Origin of the sequence: Nitrincola iocasae (assembly GCF_008727795.1) — a bacterium.
In the GTDB taxonomy this organism is placed as follows: domain Bacteria; phylum Pseudomonadota; class Gammaproteobacteria; order Pseudomonadales; family Balneatricaceae; genus Nitrincola; species Nitrincola iocasae.
Genome location: NZ_CP044222.1, coordinates 1,126,010 through 1,143,540 on the forward strand (window position 1 = coordinate 1,126,010; position 17,531 = coordinate 1,143,540).

Below are 17,531 nucleotides of genomic sequence, written 5' to 3' on the forward strand. Positions count from 1 at the left end.
AGAGTGTTTTTATGAATACATCAGTGAAAAAATTAAAAGTGATGACGGTAGTGGGAACCCGCCCTGAAATTATTCGATTGTCTCGGGTAATAGCTAAGCTGGATGAACATTGTGAGCATGTTCTGGTGCATACAGGTCAGAACTATGATTATGAACTGTATGAAATTTTTTTTCAGGATTTGGGTATCCGTAAGCCAGACCACTTTTTAAGTGCCGCTGGCGCTAGTGGTGCGGAGACCATCGGTAACGTAATTATCAAGGTAGATCAGGTGTTGGCTGAAGTGATGCCGGAAGCTATTCTTGTTCTGGGTGATACCAATAGCTGTATGGCAGTCATCCCAGGCAAGCGCCGCAAGATACCAACCTTTCATATGGAAGCCGGTAATCGCTGTTTTGATATGCGTGTGCCTGAAGAGATCAACCGTCGGATTGTCGATCATACGGCTGATATTAATATGAGCTACAGTACGATTGCGCGTGACTATCTGGTTGCTGAAGGCTTACCACCGGATCGTATTATTAAAACCGGTAGTCCGATGTTTGAAGTGCTTAACTACTACCGCGAGGGTATTGATGCTTCCGATGTGTTACAGCGCTTAAGCCTAACCCAAGGTGAGTTTTTTGTAGTTAGCGCACATCGTGAAGAAAATGTTGATTCCGACAAGAATTTTTTAAAGCTTGTCGATGTGCTGAATACTGTTGCACAACACTATGATATGCCTGTGATTGTATCTACTCATCCACGTACCCAGAAACGTGTAGATACCATGGGGGTAACCTTTCACCCCAATGTCCAGTTGCTTAAACCGCTAGGTTTCAAGGATTATAATAAGCTGCAGTTGTGTTCTAAGGCGGTATTGTCAGACAGTGGCACCATCAACGAAGAGTCCTCTATTCTGAACTTTCCTGCGCTAAATATCCGTGAGGCGCATGAACGCCCTGAAGGGATGGAAGAGGCGGCCGCTATGATGGTGGGTCTTGAAGTGGATCGAGTGCTACAAGGTCTGGCTATTCTTGAGTCTCAGGTGCGTGGTAATGAGCGAAGCTTACGTTTAGTGGCTGATTACAGCATGCCGAATGTGGCAGATAAAGTTGTGCGTATTATTCACAGCTACCGTGACTATGTTATGCGAACTGTCTGGAAACGGTATTGATGACTGCTAAACCTGTCAAACTGGCTATTATTAATCGCAGTTTCTGGCCTGTATATCCAGTTATAGGTGAAGCACTGTTGCGTTTTGCAGAGCAAACTGTATCGAGTGGTAATTCAGTCACTGTAATTATGCAAGATCACGCTGATATCAGGAAAAAGTTGGCAGAAGCAGAGCGGGGCAAAGGGGTACGTTTTTACCCTGCTAAAGCCTGGACTAACTCTGCCAGCAGTGTGCTCTTACGGGCCTTCGATGCTATATTTTTCATGGCGTGGGTGCTGGCCGTTTTGATTTGGGTGCGTCCCGGTAAAGTTTATGTGTCAACAGACCCACCCGTTGTTGTGCCATTTATAGTCATGCTGTATTGCCGATTGTTTCGGGCAGAGTATATCTATCATCTACAGGATATACACCCAGAAGCTGCGAATGTTGTAATCCCTGTAAATCAGTGGCTTTATAGAATATTGCTAAAGATGGATGCTTTAACAATGCGCAAAGCAAAGTGCTTGATTACGATTACAGGACAGATGGCTGACGAAATCCGATCCAGATCAGGAACGACTGTTCCTGTGCATATATTGGATAACCCGGCTGTTTCGTTTGATAATATTGATCTTAGCAAGCCAAAAATTGCGGGTTTCTCCTTTTGTGGCAATGCGGGTCGATTGCAACGTATTCCATTGATTCTTGATGCGATAGAGGCCTATTTCGATCAAGGCGGCCAACTGATATTCGTCTTTGCTGGAGGCGGCATTTATTCAGATAGACTTAAATCATTTTCAGATAGGTTTGAACAATTCCACTATGCGGGTTTGGTGACTCCAGTTGATGCAGCGCAGATTAATGCGGACTATTCTTGGGCTTTGTTACCTATAGAGGACGAAGTCACTCGTTATGCGTTTCCTAGCAAATCTTCTTCCTATGTTTTTTCAGGAGCACACATTTTAGCTGTGTGTGGCGAACAGACAGGTGTAGCCCAGTGGATTAAAAAACATGGAGTTGGCGTTGTCGCCGAGCCTAATGTTGAAGCACTCGTGAAGATTTTTTTTGATATTGAAAGGGATGCGATTGAAGCAAATAGTAATGATCAATCAAGAGAAATATTGAAAGAAAAGCTTAAATTTGAAGTGTTTGTGGAAAACTTATTCGGAATAGTACGCTGAATATTTTTATACTTCCTGAATTCAACTATTAACTGCAACACCCGCTCATATTCTGTCGCAATTGCTCTTTAAAAATTACGTCTGGTTGAATGAATCCCAGTATTTTCCTGGGACGCAGATTTAGCCTTACTTGAACCTTTGCAATCAGGGCTTGGGTTACAGTCCGCAAATCCGTGCCCTTGGGTATGTATTGACGCAATAGTCCATTTGCATTTTCGTTTGCGCCACGCTGATAAGACGCATAGGGATCTGCAAAGTAAACATCAGTATCCAGTTCACGAGCAATGCGTTTATGATCAGCGAATTCTAAGCCGTTGTCGGCGGTAATGCTGTGAACCAAAGCTTTAAAAGGCTGTAGCATATCTATCGTTGCTGCAGCCACCGCATCAGCACGTTTACTAGTCACTTTCCTAACTAAATAAAAGCGGCTTTTTCGCTCTAAAATAGTCACGATAGCCCCCGTTCCTTGTTTGCCAATGACCGTGTCTATTTCCCAGTCACCATAGCGGCCTCGATCATCAATAATCCGAGGTCTATCGTGTATTGAGCGCCTACCCAGGATACGGCCCCGCTGCTTGTGAAGCCGCTTTTTATAACGTTTTAACCGATGTCTCAGATGGGTAAACAAAGTGCCACCCTCATTGAAATCAGCCAGTACATAGCTATAGATCCACTCGTGACTGACGGTGTAGCCAATCCTAATGCAAATAGCTGATATCTGTTCAGGACTCCAGTCAAGTTCGAGCATGAAATCAACGGCATTCTTTGTGTTCTCACATATTCGCTTAGCTTTTGGCTTTAAACGGCGAAATAATGAGTACTGTTGAGCTCTATCGGGGTCATATTGACCTGCTTCATCTCTGTTACGTCGCAACTCTCGATTAACGGTCGAAGGTGCAATGTTTAGTTTTCTTGCAATCTCTCGCTGTGAAAAATCTTGTGAGAGAAACGACGAAATCTGGTATCGTTGTCCCTCGGTCAGCTGCCGATAACTCATGTGTAGATCTCATTTTTTTTGGTCGAAAAATAAGGCTACCACATTTCGGTAGCTGGCCTCTCTCCGACCTGGCCCATCACATGAGTGTTGCGGTTATTATCTGAATTCAGGCTTTATGGATATAGTGGCTTCAAGTGAGGCGATTTAATTAGAATGAATGTATTACTGACAGGTGCAACCGGTTTCGTTGGCAGCCAGCTAGCTAAAACCCTTGCAGCAATAGAAAAGTTTCAAATCACATCGGTAGTTCGTAACAATACCGGTTTACCAGTCACAAAACTGATAAATTTTAAAAGCCTGGATGCGAATACAGATTGGTCAGAGGCTTTAGTTGATCAGCAAGTAGTCATCCACGCCGCCGCTCGTGCTCACATTATGAAAGATGAGGTGACTGATCCGCTAGCCGAATACCGTAAAGTCAATGTAGATGGAACGCTGAACTTGGCCCGTCAAGCAGCTGCTGCTGGGGTAAAGCGCTTTATTTTTATCAGCTCTATCAAGGTGAACGGCGAGCAAACGCCATTGAATCAGCCATTCACTGCAGAAGATATCCCCGCGCCCGAAGACCCTTATGGCATTTCCAAATTGGAGGCTGAACAGGGGCTGCAGAAGTTGGCTACAGAAACGGGAATGGAAGTGGTGGTTATTCGCCCACCGCTGGTATACGGGCATGGTGTTAAAGGTAATTTCGCCAGCATGATTAAACTTGTGGATAAAGGCTTGCCGCTTCCCTTAGGTGCCATCCATAATCAGCGCTCACTTGTTGCGCTGGATAATTTGGTTGACTTGATCATTACTTGTCTTGATCATCCTGCTGCTGCTAATCAAGTGTTCCTTGCAGGTGACGGCCAGGATCTTTCAACTACTGAGTTGTTGCATGGCGTTGCTATAGCAATGGGCGAGCCGTCCCGTTTGATTCCGGTGCCAGCTAAACTGTTAATGCTGGGTGCAACTGTATTAGGCAAAAAGGCTATGGCGCAGAGACTCCTGGGATCGTTACAGGTGGATATTTCCAAAGCTCGTAATGTGTTGGGGTGGGAGCCGCCCGTGTCTGTGGATGAAGGGTTGAAAAGGTGTTTTGTACAGGAAAATTTATCGCCCGGAAACCGGGTTCCAACAGGTGGGAAAGGGTTTTGATTCGGCTTTTTGATTTTTCTTTTGCTTTGTTGGGGCTCGTGTTCGGTTTTCCCGTGCTCTTACTGTTAACTATTATCGGCTTATTTGATACTGGGTCTCCGATTTTTCGCCAAGAGCGGGTTGGTCGCCATCAGAAGCCGTTTACGCTGGTGAAATTTCGAACCATGCGTCCGGAAACGGCTTCAGTTGCATCTCATCTTGCCAATAGTGATGATATTACCCAATTTGGGCAATTTCTGCGCAAGACTAAATTAGATGAGTTGCCCCAGCTTTGGAATGTATTGAAAGGTGAAATGAGCTTGGTTGGGCCTCGGCCTTGTTTATTTAATCAGTCAGAATTGATCCATGAGCGCCAGGAGCGAAAAGTGTTTGAAGCACGCCCTGGTATTACCGGTCTGGCACAGGTTAATGAAATTGATATGTCGACACCCGCATTGCTGGCTGAAACAGACCAGCGCATGATCGAGTCTTTAACCCTGTCTGCGTATTTCAGCTACATCTTGCAAACAGTGTTAGGTAAAGGGCGTGGAGATAGAATCAGATGATGAATTTGTCTATGAAGCGTGCAATGAAACGCGCCAGTTTGCATGTTAAATTCATGTCACTGCAGCGTGCTCACAAGCGTCTGTTAATGGTGGCAGCTGATACGGTGGCTCTACCTTTGGCTTTGTGGTCAGCTTACACGCTACGCTTTGCTGATCTCTGGCCTGAGATCTATCTCTATCCTGCGGCCTGGTTATTTGTTTTGTTGCCTCTTGTTGGTATTCTGGTTTTTATCAGGTTGGGTTTATATCGTGCTGTTGTTCGCTACATGGGTGCTCAGGCTATCTGGACAGTTGCGTTTGGTGTTTTGATCCTGTCGTTACTACTCTGGGCCGCCGCTTTTGTATTTCATATCAAACCCTTCCCTCGTTCCATTCCGATTAATTTTGCCTTGGTAGCGATGATCTATGTCGGTGGAAGCCGTTTGTTGATGCGTAGCTACTATCACTGGCTGCTGAATCACTATCTTAATAAAGATTCCGTATTGATCTATGGTGCGGGTGGCAGTGGCGTTCAATTGGCAAAAGCACTGGATGGCAGTGAGGAGTTAAGTTGTGTCGGCTTTTTGGATGATGATGCATCGCTCTGGGGTAGTTCTGTAGCGGGGTTTAGTGTCTATGATCCGGCCAGTATTCCTGAATTAATTGCTGAACGGAAAATTACCTCAGTGTTGCTTGCTATGCCCTCTGCCACACCCAAAGCCCGTAAGCGGATTCTGGATCGTTTGGCTGATTATCCTGTTCACGTTCGAACCGTACCGGCCATGCATGACATCGTATCAGGTGAATCTGTTGCCAGTTTGCGTGAGATAGAAATTGAGGATCTGCTCGGACGCGAACCTGTACCGCCTATGCAGCCGTTGATCGATGCCAGTATCCGTGACAAAGTGGTGTTGGTCACTGGAGCAGGAGGATCAATTGGTTCGGAGGTTTGCCGACAGGTTCTGCTGAACCGCCCGCGCACTCTGATTCTATATGAGCAAAGTGAATTCGCGCTCTATTCAATAGAGCAAAAGTTGCAGCAACAACTGCACCAGGAGCCATTTCAAGTTGACTGCATTGCGCTGCTGGGTTCGGTGTGTGATCGGTCTCGTGTGCAGGAAGTGCTCCAGCGTTTCCCAGTACAAACTATTTACCATGCGGCTGCCTACAAGCATGTCCCACTAGTGGAGCATAATATACTTGAAGGCATACGTAATAATGCCTTAGGTACGCAGGTAATAGCAGAAGCCGCAAAACGTAGTGGTGTTGAACGCTTTGTGCTTATCTCAACAGATAAAGCAGTTCGTCCTACCAATGTAATGGGCGCCACAAAACGACTGGCAGAATTAATATTGCAGGACTTGGCTGCAGGGCAGTTGACGGTAAATTATTCGCTCGCGGAGCGAGCTCCTACATTGGTGGATGATGATCCTGTAGGTGTTCCTGTAGGAACCTCCGTAGGAACCCCCGTAGGAACACCTGTAGGAGCTCGCTCTGCGAGCGAACCCACACCTACCCAAACCATCTTCTCAATGGTCCGCTTCGGCAATGTATTAGGTTCTTCCGGTTCAGTCGTCCCCTTATTCCGTAAACAAATCGAATCCGGCGGTCCTGTGACTGTCACCCACCCGGATATCACCCGTTACTTTATGACCATTCCTGAAGCTGCTTCTTTGGTAATCCAGGCGGGTTCCATGGCTAAGGGGGGCGACGTATTTGTATTGGATATGGGTGAGTCCGTCCGCATTGTTGATTTGGCGCGGCGCATGATCCGGCTGATGGGCTACGAAGTGCTGGATGAAAAACACCCCGATGGTGAAATTGAGATCATCTATAGTGGTTTGCGACCTGGTGAAAAGCTGTTTGAAGAATTGCTGATAGGTGAGGATGTAGTCGGCACCGAGCACCCTAAGATTATGCGGGCCCAGGAAGAAAAGCTATCGCCTCAACAGCTTGCAGAGATCCTTGTGCAAATGAACAATGCCTTGAAAAGATTGGATTGCGCAGAGGCTCGCTCTTTGCTGGAGCAAGCGGTATCCGGTTTTAAGCCCATGTCGGAGTTAGTTGACTGGCTGGCGGTTGACTCAGCCAAGTGACATTTCGTGCCTTAATGCAGCCAGTTATTGACCTGACTGTGACCAAAATTGTCATACTGGGTGTCGTAGAAAGTCAGGCGAAGTGTAGGGTTTCTGTCTTAGGCGCACATTAAATTAGCTAAACCCGATTTATTCTAGATCAATCAAGCGTTTGAAGATTTTTTTTGGCGGTATTGCCGGGTTGGCACACGCAATGCATACTATTTAAGTAAAGCTGCATGACTCCTTATGGATCAGGAGCTTGATGTTAACTTCCTAACTCGCTGGAGAACAACTATGAAAAAGCAACAGGGTTTTACCCTTATTGAGTTAATGATTGTGGTAGCAATCATCGGTATTCTGGCTGCGATTGCGCTGCCTGCTTATCAGGATTACACCATTCGCGCTAAAATGTCTGAGGTTGTTCTAGCTGCAAGTGCGTGTCGTACTACAATTTCAGAAGTATCACAAACTGGCTTGGCATCTAACCCCACTGCAGATGGTTTTGGCTGTGGAGAAGGTGGAACATCAGCATCTCCAATCTCTCAGTACGTTCAGTCTGTGGGTACTACTGCGGCTGGTGTAATTCAGGTTACAGCAAGAAATATTTCTAGTGATGTGGATGGCGAAGTGGTTCAACTCCGTCCGTTTACTGATGCAAACGCAAGTACAGCAGCTGTTGCAGCTGATTTTGTTCGAGGTACAGCTAAGCCTATTCGTTCATGGTTGTGTGGACCTGCTGCTTCAACACTTGAATCTAAGTACCTACCTGCTACCTGTAGAGACTAATATATTATAGTTTTGCTTCATAAAGGCCCCTTTTGGGGTCTTTTTTATTTCTGGTAATGCTAAAGTTTTAGATGGAATAGCAGAAAAATGGTGCGTTTAAATTTGATATCAGTACTTATTATAGTGATGGCAGCTATTTTTTTTGTTATATCCATTTTGTTGCCTAATCACTACTTACCCTGGTTAGCTGCATATCAGGAGTTCTCATCATTCTTCTATTTGATCTTATTGCTTTTGTTCTCTGTGTTATTTTTAAAGAAATTAAAAATAACATCAGTGATAGTATTTTTTATTGTTTTGTCGGCCTTACCGTTGATACAACATTTATTTGGTATTATTTTTTTTATTGGTGATGCTTGGATAGTGACAGCCTACTTGTTATTCTTCGCTATTTCGGTTTTGGTTGGTTTTAATTTATTTCACTCAGATATTGAGTCTAAAAAAATAATTGTTATTGTTTCTGTTTTATTTATATTTGTGGCTATTATTTCCACATGGATCTCGCTATGGCAATGGTTGATGTTACCTGGAAGTATATGGATTGCAGATATGCCTATTGGCGGTAGGCCTTTTGCAAATATGGGGCAGCCAAATAATTTGGCAACATTATTATGCTTGGGGCTTGGGGGTGTTTATTATTTATATGATAGAAAATATTTGAATGCTATTTCTTGCTCTTTTTTGACTTTTTTTATAATTATAGGAATTGTTTTGACTCAGTCGAGAACACCATGGATTTCTGCTTTCTGGGTTTTTGGAGTGTTCGGTTATTTCAATCTAAGGTTTAGTCAGTTACCTGATAACTTTCGTTTATCTTTTAAGTGGGTTGTATGTTGGGTTTTAATATATTTTTTGCTTGTGGTTTCTCTTCCTTTTGTTTCTGATTTTTTGATGATTTCAAATATTGATCTGCTTGATCGGGCTAAATCTATGGAACGGTTGGAAATGTATTTGCAATTTTTCACAGCGATTGTAAATGGTCCTTTTTGGGGGTATGGGTGGAATCAGATTACTGTTGCTCAAGTTAATATAACCTCAGCTTATCCTGTTCCAATACCGACCCAGTATACACATAATTTTTTATTAGATTTGCTTGTGTGGAATGGCCCTTTTATAGGATCTATTTTGATTGTTTTCTTAGGTGTGTGGTTTTTTTATTTGGCATGTAATGTTTATAATAAAGAATCATTTTTTGCTTTAATTTCTATTTGCTTTGTTTTGACGCATGCTATGCTTGAGTATCCTCATGCATATGCATTTTTCATTTTTCCAGTTGGCATTCTATTGGGGGGCTTACATAGTGAAACTAACCCTGCAGTAGTTTCTAGTGTATCGAAGGTGCATGGTTTTATATTTGTATTCTTTCTGTTTTTTTTGTTTTCTGTGGTTTGGTCGGAGTACCGTGTTGTTGAAGAAAATAATAGAGTATTAAGATTCGAAATAGCAAAAATAGGTAGGGATAGAACTAAGGATTATGTTCCTGATGTGTTTATTTTAACTCAATTAAAAGCCTTTCATGAATTTGCAAGAATGGATCCAGTGTCTGGAATGTCTCATAGAGATATTGATTTTATGCGAAGGGTCGTCTATAGGTATCCATATCCTTCGATCTTGTATAGATATGCACTCGCTTTAAAATTAAATGATGAAAGAGATAAGTCAGAGTTTTATTTAAAAATATTGAAGGATTTGCATGGAGATGATAAATATTTAGAAGCTATTCATATTATGAGTGAGACGTTTCCTGATGAAATTTTAGTAAATTGAAAAAAGAATCAAGGGAATCAAGGGGTCAGGCTGAACCTCCCCTAGTTTAACGGACACTTTAAATCAGCGACAATGCTGGCTAAGGAGTGTTCAACATGATTATGAAACGTAAGCCGTATAAAACCTATACCAAGGAATTCAAGCAAGAGGCCATCCGGATGATGGAAGAGTCTGGAAGGCCAGCTGCCGAGATTGCCATGGAGCTTGGGATTCGCCGAAACCAGCTCTACAAGTGGAAGGAGCAGCTTCAAAGCCAGGCTGAACAGGCTTTCTCAGGAAACAGAGGCCGCCCCAAGAAAGAGAATCAGAGTGAGTTAACCACTCTGCGGCGGGAGAATGAGCGGCTGAAGGAGGAGCTGGAAATCATAAAAAAGGCCGCGGCGTACTTTGCGAAGGAATTCAAGTGAAGTACGCATTCATTGGTGAGCACAGCAAAGATCACAGCGTTATTCGCCTCTGTCAGGCCCTGGAGGTATCACCCAGTGGTTACTATGACTGGCGCAACCGGCCAGAGAGCGACCGTGCCAAGCAGAACCGGAAGTTGGTGACGAAGATATCACTGTTCCACAAGGCCAGCCGTGGGATCTACGGTTCACCCCGTATTCACCGAGACCTTTTGGAATCGGGTGAAGCGGTGAGTGAAAAGCGTGTAGCCAGACTGATGCGAGAGAATAACATCCAGTCGAAAATGGCACGCCGATTTGTAATCACTACCGACTCAAAGAATACTATGCAGCCAGCGCCAGACAGGCTCAAGCGTGAGTTCGATGTCGATTTACCCGATAAAGCCTGGGTGACGGACACGACGTTCATTCCTACGCGTCAAGGCTGGCTGTATTTGGCCGTGGTGATTGAGTTGTATTCACGCCAGGTGCTGGGGTGGGCAATGGGAGACAAGAATAACGCTCAGCTTGTCCAGGATGCCCTGACGATGGCTGTCTGGCGTCGAGGTAAGGTAGACTCAGTTATCGTCCATTCGGACCAGGGAAGCACCTATGCCTCGGGCAGCTACCAGCGGCTACTAAAGGAAAACAAACTACTTTGCAGCATGAGCCGGAAAGGGGAATGTCTCGATAACGCTGTGGCAGAGAGCTTCTTCGGAACGCTGAAAACGGAACTGGTCTACGACGAGGACTATCGGTCGAGAGATGAAGCAAAGAAAAGCCTGTTTGAATACATTGAAGTCTTCTATAACAGGCGCAGACGGCATTCTTATCTGGGCTATATCAGTCCAGTGGAATACGAGGCTAAGTACGCCTCTTAATTAAACCGTCCGTTTTATTGGGGGAAGCTCAGGCTACTTGAACTATACGAATCTCAAACCCAGCACGGAAATTTCAGAAGGTGTTGTCATTCTGGCTCTGTGACCGTCTGCTGCCAGGGATGGCAGCAGTGGAGCTCTCAGGGATGAAAACTACCGGTTCATGGCGTGTCACAGTGGCAGTATAGCAATGCCTGCATAGTTCCAGGCCCACAACGACATAGTTAATCTGTAAACACTGATGGGTGGTGGTCAGGCAATCAAGACATATTGCCTTCACACACCCAGCACCAGAGGCTACAATTGCAGCTCGGTAATAGAGTTGTTCTACAGGAGTGGTCTCAATGGACGGGCGGGATTGGTATTTGGTGCAGTGTAAACCCGGTGAGACGCTGCGAGCGCTGGAGCATTTAGAAAACCAGCAGTATGAATGTTATCTTCCTCTGGTCACCCTGGAAAAAATCCGTCAGCGCAAACGTCACCTGTGTCAGGAACCACTCTTCCCGGGTTATCTCTTTATTCACCTCGATCAACTGGATGATAATTGGCAACCCATACGTTCTACACGTGGGGTTACCCGACTCGTTGGCTTTGGTGGTTTGCCATTACCCGTAGATGACAGTTTGGTTTCTGCGTTAAAGATGCGTTGTAATAAAATGCTGCCAAAGGCATCTTTGGAAAAAGGTGAGAAAGTCAGGATTACTGAAGGTCCTTTTTGTGATCTGGAAGCTATTTTTGAGGCATTTGATGGTAACGAACGTGTGATTCTGCTCATGAACCTATTACATCAGCAGCAGCGCCTAACCCTTCCTACCAGCAGTATTTGTAAAATTTAAGTTTTTAACAGGACAGAAAACAAGCATGAACAACACCGGCAATGTAACGCAGGATGCCAATTTTCCACCTCCGCATTATCCACCTTATCCATATCGGAGTGGTGAAGATGAGATCAGCCTGCTTGATCTTGGTAAAGTGCTCTACCAGCAGCGGCGTGTGTTATTGGTGACGTTGGTAGCCTGTCTTTTGCTGGGGTTACTTTATGCCATGCTCAAGCCTAGCCTGTATGAGTTTCGCTCTGTTATTGAGGTCGGAGTATATCCGGACAGCGAAGGTGAAGTTGAGCCTATTGAATCGTTTAGTAGTGTTTTGTCACGAGTGACGTCTACCAGCATTCCTGCCGCAGCCCGAACGGTCAGTCAGGAGACTCCGACCGCAGTACAAAGTTTGCCGGAAATAAAAGCGAATATTGCAGAAAACTCCAGAATGCTGGTGTTGACGAGCAACGTCAGCAGCGATCCGGAGGCTCAGTCTCAGGCAAGTGCTTTGCATCAAGCCGTTATAGACAGCTTGACTGCGTCACATCAACAGTTGATTGAAACCCGACTGCAGGAACTGGAAATTCTTAAACGCAGTCTGGATCTTGATTTAGCCGAAATGCAAAGCCGCTCCCTGTTGGAAACCGAACTGGCTGATCTTAACGTTGCGAAAAGTAAGGTGTTGACCGAGTTGGAGCGTCTGAGCAATGACGAGCTACGGCAGATGGAGGTGCAACACCTTCAACGCAATTTGAGCCGGGCGCAGCGTGAATTACAGTCGATCCAGGAGCAGGAGGCTAATTTACGCGAACGTATAGAGCGCCAGTCAGAAAAACAAAGCTTGTTGCTTAAGCAACTCACCCGCGCTGAAGCGGATCTGGAGGCATTCCGACGCTCTCGCCAGAGTGTGCTCGACACAGGTTTGATCGGTTCAACACAGTTGTCACAAAGTTTGTTGATGATTGATAGCCAGATTAATACGGCACTCAACAGTGTGCGTAACCTTGAGAATGCTCTATATCTGGGAATTCCGGAAGAAAATGCCGAATATCGACGTAATATGGTAAACCTGTTGAGTGATATCGGAATACAGGAAAGTATTGTAGATGAAGCCCAGAAAGCGCTGCGAGAGTATGAAATCTCGAGGGAATTGTCAATACGGCAAGTACAAGCTGAAGCGGATCGGTTGGAAACAGAAATTAATCTGCTGGAGCATAACCATGCATCCGGTTTGCAGCGTTATCAATATCAGATAGCCTCGGTGGATAATCAGTTACAACAGATCAGCAACAGCCGTACGGTGATAGAACCCGGTGTGGGCCAGGAAATTCGCGGTCAGGGTCCGGTGCTGGTTCTGATTATGAGTGGCTTAATGGGGTTGATGCTGGGGGTTATGGCAGCATTTTTGGCAGAATTTATTGCCCGGCTTCGACAGAGTATGCATGATGACTAATCTCAGTGTTTGATTCAGACATACAGCTAATCCAGACTTTGACTGATTACAAAGGACAGTAAAGATGAAAATTGCAATTGCAGGAACAGGTTACGTCGGCTTATCCAATGCCATGTTGCTGGCGCAGCACAATGAAGTGGTTGCAGTCGATATCATAGAAGAGAAAGTTGAACAGTTAAATAATCGCCAATCTCCGATTGTAGATGCCGAAATTGAAGATTTTCTGAAAAATAAACCGCTGAATTTCAAAGCCACACTGGACAAAGCCGAAGCCTACACCGGTGCTGATTTTGTCATCATCGCGACGCCTACCGATTACGATCCACAGACCAACTACTTTAATACCCGAAGTGTGGAATCGGTAATCAGGGATGTGATGGCTGTGAACCCGCAGGCGGTGATGGTGATCAAGTCAACGGTCCCGGTGGGTTACACGGCTAGCGTTAAAGCGGAACTGGGTACCGATAACCTGATATTTTCACCTGAGTTTCTGCGAGAAGGGCGCGCTCTTTACGATAATTTATACCCATCACGTATTATTGTCGGTGAACGCTCTGAGCGGGCAGAGATTTTTGCCGGACTGCTCAAGCAGGGCGCGATCAAGCAGGATGTGCAGGTATTGTTTACTGATCCGACCGAGGCAGAAGCAATCAAGCTGTTTGCCAATACCTACCTGGCAATGCGCGTGGCTTATTTTAATGAGCTGGATACCTATGCTGAATCCCATGGCTTGAGTACCAAACAGATCATCGAAGGGGTGGGTTTAGACCCTCGTATCGGTAATCACTACAACAATCCAAGCTTTGGCTATGGCGGCTACTGCCTGCCGAAAGACACCAAGCAACTGCTGGCTAACTATGATGAAGTGCCGAGTAACCTGATCCGTGCGATTGTTGACGCGAACACCACACGCAAAGACTTTATTGCCAGCTCCATTATTAAACGTAATCCCAAAGTGGTCGGTATCTATCGGCTGGTGATGAAATCCGGTTCCGATAACTTCCGTGCTTCGGCTATTCAGGGAGTGATGAAGCGCATCAAAGCCAAGGGCATTGAAGTGGTGATCTATGAACCGGTGATGGAAGAAAGCAGCTTCTTCAACTCCCGCGTAATGCGCGACCTGGAAGAGTTTAAGCAGATCAGCGATGTGATCCTGGCCAACCGCTTGTCAGAAAATCTGCAGGATGTTGCCGAAAAGGTGTATACCCGGGATTTGTTTGGTAGTGATTAAGTTATAGATTTTTATTCGCCACAGTTTGTGGGAGCCCGCTCAGCGGGCGAAAAATAATCAAGGGGTCAGGTACCTTGATACTCTGATCTTCTCCTGCATGCAGAGTTTGCTATACTGTTTAATATTTACGCAGCCAAGGATTGGCGTTGTGACTCAAGGAGCGAGATTGCATGACTTACCATGACAAAAGCTATAAACGTTTTTTCTCGGACCCGGTAATGGTGCGGGATTTGTTGACTGGTTTTATCCATGAAGACTGGATCGAAGATCTAGACTTCAGCACTCTGGAAACGGTTAAAAATCAGTTTGTAACAGATGATTTACGTCAGCGTGAAGATGATATTATCTGGCGCATTCGTAGCAGGGAAGGTTGGGTTTATGTGTATCTGCTCATTGAATTTCAGAGCCGCATAGATCGTTACATGGCGGTGCGTATGATGAATTATGTTTCACTGCTTTACCAAGAACTGATTCGTCAAAAACAATTCACTTCCAGTGGCAAGTTACCACCGGTGTTTCCGGTAGTTCTCTACAATGGAGAGCGTCGTTGGAATGCCGAGTTGGATATTAAGGGTTTAATTCAAGAGATCAGCGGTAGTTTGAGTCGCTATACTCCAAGTATGCGCTATATGATTTTAGATGAAGGGCAGTGGGTAGCTGAGCACCCTGAATCAGCCGTACAGGCTAATCTTGTTAATGCACTTTTTCAGATGGAATACAGTCAAAGTCCTGAATCATTAGCAACATTAGTGGCTCACCTGGCACAGTGGTCGGAACACCATCCAAGGTTAAAAAAAGTCTTTCTTGGCTGGCTTAAACGTGTGTTGCTGCCGAACCGTTTTCCAGGTGTAAAATTAGATGAGATCAATGATTTGTATGAGGTGAAAGATATGCTAGCTGAACGCGTCAAAAATTGGACTGAAGAGTGGAAAGCGCAGGGTTTGGAACAGGGTTTAGAGCAAGGTTTAGAGCAAGGTTTAGAGCAAGGTTTAGAGCAAGGAGTCGCCTTAACTCGAATACAGATTGCTAAAAAAATGCTTTCTCAAGGTCTGAGCGATAACATAATCATTGATGCTACTGAGCTATCTGATAAAGAGTTGCAGGGCCTCAAAGAATCAGGAATCCAGGGAATCAAAGAGTCAGGTACCTTGAGCTCCTAATATTCTTCATAGAGCTCGCCTCTCTTTACTCAGATGCCGGTTTGCTTTAGTACACATTAAGCATGGAACATTGTTGGGAGGGACGGGTCCAGCTTATTTCCTACAGGAGCGGGGGCGATTTGTAGAAGCCCGATCAAGGGAAGCAACAAGAGGGCTGCAGCTATGTCATCTTCCTATGCAAATAACTACCGCTTAATACGCGCTATGGTTCCCTTGTTGATTCTGGTGATCGCCGTGCTGGTGTTTTGGTCACCTTCACCAGATCCTGATTCCCTGGAAACCCGATCTGTGACGGGGCAGGTGATTGAAGTGAACACGGGGGAGGGTGAAGCGTTACGCAGCGGTCAAACGGTGAGGATGACCACAGCGCGGGTTCGCCTGCCCAATGGTGATGAAACCCGCGTGTTGGTGCAACGTCAGCAGTTGGCGGTTGGGGATAGTGTAGAATTGATCGAAGCACGTGATGCTGATGGGCGGGTCAAGTATCGTTGGTCATCAAGGTAGCTGACCCCTTGATCCTGTCGTTGGTCATCAAGGTAGCTGACCCCTTGATTCCTTGATCCTTCGCACGTTGTAGGAGCCCGGTCCCCGGGCGAAAAAGATATCTACGTGAATTAACATTTTTGACTGCTGCTAAGCGCCGGTCCCGAGGGTGAGACTGTTATGGAAAATCTGCATCATATAGTTGTCGTCGGCGGCGGTGCCGGTGGACTGGAACTGGTTACCCGTTTGGGCAACAAGCTCGGCAAGAAGCACAAGGCCAGGATTTCACTGGTCGATGCCGGGTTGACGCATATCTGGAAGCCCTTACTGCATGAAGTTGCCGCTGGCTCTCTTGATGCCAGTACTAATGAAATCAACTATCGTGCTCATGCTCGCAAGCATCATTTCGAGTTTCAGTTGGGTCGTTTGAGTGACCTTGACCGCCGTAATAAAGCCATCGTGATTGCGCCTTTTCTGGATGAAGAGGGGCGGGAAGTGGTGCCGGAACGCCGCATTCAATACGACACCCTGGTGATCGCGATTGGCAGCACGGCCAATGATTTCGGCACGCCAGGGGCTCAGGAGCACTGTTTGTTTCTGGACAGTCTGAAGCAGGCGCGGCGCTTTCATAATCTGATGCTGAATGCTTTTTTGAGGACTAATCACGAATCCCTTCAGGGCCATTCGCATCAACTGAATATCAGTATTATCGGTGCTGGTGCCACGGGGGTGGAGCTGGCGGCTGAATTACGGCTGGCCTCGCGCGAACTCCCCGTTTATGGCATGAACCACCTGCAAGCATCGGATGTCTCCATCACGGTGATTGAAGCCGCTGAGCGTATTTTGCCCGCCTTGCCGGAGCGACTGTCCATCGCGGCAACGCGGGAGCTGGAACGGCAAAATGTGGTAGTGCTCACTGGGCAGCCAGTCAGTGAGATACGTAAAGATAGCCTGTTGATGAAGGATGGCACAGAACTGCCTTCGGAAATGACCATCTGGGCCGCTGGCATCAAAGCCCCCCCGTTCCTGGCAAAGCTGGACGGGTTGGAAGCTAATCGTACTAATCAACTCGTGGTACAACAGACCCTGCAAACCACTCTGGATGCCAATATTTTTGCCTTTGGTGATTGTGCGGCATGCCCTCAACCAAATTCCGATCATTCGGTTCCGCCTCGTGCTCAGGCGGCACATCAGCAGGCGGATGCTTTGTTCAAAACCCTGCGCAACCGTTTGCAAGGGAAAGAACCGGTTCCGTTTGTGTATAACGACCATGGATCACTGATCAACTTTAGCCGCTATACCACGGTTGGCAACCTGATGGGCAATTTGTCCGGTCGTAGCATGTATATTGAAGGGAAGGTGGCTCGGCTTTTCTATGTGTCTTTATACCGGATGCATCAGGTGGCTTTACATGGTTTCTTGCGTACTGGCGTCATCTGGTTGATGGATAAAATCAGTCGTGCCATGCATCCTCGCCTGAAGCTGCATTAACAGGGGTAAGATGCTAGCCTTTATTATTTGTTAG

At 45.9% G+C, this 17,531-nt stretch carries 16 protein-coding genes; 15 read left to right on the top strand and 1 reads right to left on the bottom strand.

Features of this window, described 5'->3' with window-relative positions:
• Positions 1–11: 11 nt before the first annotated feature.
• Positions 12–1,154 carry a non-hydrolyzing UDP-N-acetylglucosamine 2-epimerase gene (gene wecB, locus F5I99_RS05210; protein WP_225307565.1) on the top strand — a complete coding sequence of 381 codons (1,143 nt, stop codon included), beginning with the start codon at positions 12–14 and terminating at the stop codon, positions 1,152–1,154.
• A complete protein-coding gene (locus tag F5I99_RS05215; protein ID WP_151053974.1) occupies positions 1,154–2,314 on the top strand; it encodes a glycosyltransferase in 1,161 nt (386 codons plus the stop codon). Before wecB ends, F5I99_RS05215 begins: the two co-directional genes overlap by 1 nt.
• Positions 2,315–2,342: 28 nt before the next feature.
• On the opposite strand, the gene F5I99_RS05220 is transcribed toward F5I99_RS05215, so the two are convergent.
• Positions 2,343–3,311: an IS30 family transposase gene (locus tag F5I99_RS05220; protein ID WP_151053975.1), complete on the bottom strand. Its 969-nt coding sequence runs from the start codon at positions 3,309–3,311 to the stop codon at positions 2,343–2,345.
• A 153-nt stretch (positions 3,312–3,464) separates the two neighbouring features.
• On the opposite strand from F5I99_RS05220, the gene F5I99_RS05225 reads away from it, so the two are divergent.
• The 13 genes from F5I99_RS05225 (at position 3,465) to F5I99_RS05285 (ending at position 17,497) form a co-directional block, all read left to right on the top strand.
• Positions 3,465–4,448, top strand: a complete 984-nt coding sequence (locus F5I99_RS05225; RefSeq protein WP_151053976.1) for a UDP-glucose 4-epimerase family protein — start codon at positions 3,465–3,467, stop codon at positions 4,446–4,448.
• Positions 4,385–4,993, top strand: coding sequence for a sugar transferase (locus tag F5I99_RS05230; RefSeq protein ID WP_325063012.1), 609 nt, complete (start codon positions 4,385–4,387; stop codon positions 4,991–4,993). The genes F5I99_RS05225 and F5I99_RS05230 overlap by 64 nt, the downstream gene beginning before the upstream one ends.
• Positions 4,990–7,068: a polysaccharide biosynthesis protein gene (locus tag F5I99_RS19770; protein WP_407670322.1), complete on the top strand. Its 2,079-nt coding sequence runs from the start codon at positions 4,990–4,992 to the stop codon at positions 7,066–7,068. Before F5I99_RS05230 ends, F5I99_RS19770 begins: the two co-directional genes overlap by 4 nt.
• Positions 7,069–7,344: 276 nt before the next feature.
• On the top strand, positions 7,345–7,836 hold the full coding sequence (locus tag F5I99_RS05240) for a pilin (protein WP_151053978.1): 492 nt from the start codon (positions 7,345–7,347) through the stop codon (positions 7,834–7,836).
• Between the two features lie 87 nt (positions 7,837–7,923).
• The gene (locus F5I99_RS05245) at positions 7,924–9,603 is read left to right on the top strand and encodes a PglL family O-oligosaccharyltransferase (RefSeq protein WP_151053979.1); all 1,680 of its coding nucleotides are present in this window, start codon (positions 7,924–7,926) and stop codon (positions 9,601–9,603) included.
• Positions 9,604–9,698: 95 nt separating this feature from the next.
• Positions 9,699–10,010, top strand: coding sequence for a transposase (locus tag F5I99_RS05250; RefSeq protein WP_151053310.1), 312 nt, complete (start codon positions 9,699–9,701; stop codon positions 10,008–10,010).
• Positions 10,007–10,867, top strand: coding sequence for an IS3 family transposase (locus F5I99_RS05255; RefSeq protein WP_191905919.1), 861 nt, complete (start codon positions 10,007–10,009; stop codon positions 10,865–10,867). The genes F5I99_RS05250 and F5I99_RS05255 overlap by 4 nt, the downstream gene beginning before the upstream one ends.
• 341 nt (positions 10,868–11,208) lie before the next feature.
• Complete coding sequence (gene rfaH / locus F5I99_RS05260) at positions 11,209–11,700, top strand: transcription/translation regulatory transformer protein RfaH (protein ID WP_151053980.1); 492 nt, start codon at positions 11,209–11,211, stop codon at positions 11,698–11,700.
• 25 nt (positions 11,701–11,725) lie between these two features.
• Positions 11,726–13,132 carry a coiled-coil domain-containing protein gene (locus F5I99_RS05265; RefSeq protein WP_151053981.1) on the top strand — a complete coding sequence of 469 codons (1,407 nt, stop codon included), beginning with the start codon at positions 11,726–11,728 and terminating at the stop codon, positions 13,130–13,132.
• Between the two features lie 64 nt (positions 13,133–13,196).
• Positions 13,197–14,363, top strand: coding sequence for a nucleotide sugar dehydrogenase (locus F5I99_RS05270; RefSeq protein WP_151053982.1), 1,167 nt, complete (start codon positions 13,197–13,199; stop codon positions 14,361–14,363).
• A 170-nt stretch (positions 14,364–14,533) separates the two neighbouring features.
• The gene (locus F5I99_RS05275) at positions 14,534–15,523 is read left to right on the top strand and encodes an Rpn family recombination-promoting nuclease/putative transposase (RefSeq protein WP_151053983.1); all 990 of its coding nucleotides are present in this window, start codon (positions 14,534–14,536) and stop codon (positions 15,521–15,523) included.
• Between the two features lie 162 nt (positions 15,524–15,685).
• Positions 15,686–16,027 carry a hypothetical protein gene (locus F5I99_RS05280; RefSeq protein ID WP_151053984.1) on the top strand — a complete coding sequence of 114 codons (342 nt, stop codon included), beginning with the start codon at positions 15,686–15,688 and terminating at the stop codon, positions 16,025–16,027.
• Between the two features lie 159 nt (positions 16,028–16,186).
• A complete protein-coding gene (locus tag F5I99_RS05285; RefSeq protein WP_151053985.1) occupies positions 16,187–17,497 on the top strand; it encodes an NAD(P)/FAD-dependent oxidoreductase in 1,311 nt (436 codons plus the stop codon).
• The last annotated feature ends 34 nt before the right edge of the window (positions 17,498–17,531 follow it).

What these genes read in the sequence shown, in the direction of transcription:
- F5I99_RS05270 (WP_151053982.1), top strand. Translation starts at nt 13,197, where the DNA reads ATGAAAATTGCAATTGCAGGAACAGGTTACGTCGGCTTATCCAATGCC.
- F5I99_RS05240 (WP_151053978.1), top strand. Translation starts at nt 7,345, where the DNA reads ATGAAAAAGCAACAGGGTTTTACCCTTATTGAGTTAATGATTGTGGTA.
- rfaH (WP_151053980.1), top strand. Translation starts at nt 11,209, where the DNA reads ATGGACGGGCGGGATTGGTATTTGGTGCAGTGTAAACCCGGTGAGACG.
- F5I99_RS05250 (WP_151053310.1), top strand. Translation starts at nt 9,699, where the DNA reads ATGATTATGAAACGTAAGCCGTATAAAACCTATACCAAGGAATTCAAG.
- F5I99_RS05215 (WP_151053974.1), top strand. Translation starts at nt 1,154, where the DNA reads ATGACTGCTAAACCTGTCAAACTGGCTATTATTAATCGCAGTTTCTGG.
- F5I99_RS05265 (WP_151053981.1), top strand. Translation starts at nt 11,726, where the DNA reads ATGAACAACACCGGCAATGTAACGCAGGATGCCAATTTTCCACCTCCG.
- F5I99_RS05220 (WP_151053975.1), bottom strand. Translation starts at nt 3,311, where the DNA reads ATGAGTTATCGGCAGCTGACCGAGGGACAACGATACCAGATTTCGTCG.
- F5I99_RS05275 (WP_151053983.1), top strand. Translation starts at nt 14,534, where the DNA reads ATGACTTACCATGACAAAAGCTATAAACGTTTTTTCTCGGACCCGGTA.
- F5I99_RS05245 (WP_151053979.1), top strand. Translation starts at nt 7,924, where the DNA reads ATGGTGCGTTTAAATTTGATATCAGTACTTATTATAGTGATGGCAGCT.
- F5I99_RS19770 (WP_407670322.1), top strand. Translation starts at nt 4,990, where the DNA reads ATGATGAATTTGTCTATGAAGCGTGCAATGAAACGCGCCAGTTTGCAT.
- wecB (WP_225307565.1), top strand. Translation starts at nt 12, where the DNA reads ATGAATACATCAGTGAAAAAATTAAAAGTGATGACGGTAGTGGGAACC.
- F5I99_RS05285 (WP_151053985.1), top strand. Translation starts at nt 16,187, where the DNA reads ATGGAAAATCTGCATCATATAGTTGTCGTCGGCGGCGGTGCCGGTGGA.
- F5I99_RS05280 (WP_151053984.1), top strand. Translation starts at nt 15,686, where the DNA reads ATGTCATCTTCCTATGCAAATAACTACCGCTTAATACGCGCTATGGTT.
- F5I99_RS05225 (WP_151053976.1), top strand. Translation starts at nt 3,465, where the DNA reads ATGAATGTATTACTGACAGGTGCAACCGGTTTCGTTGGCAGCCAGCTA.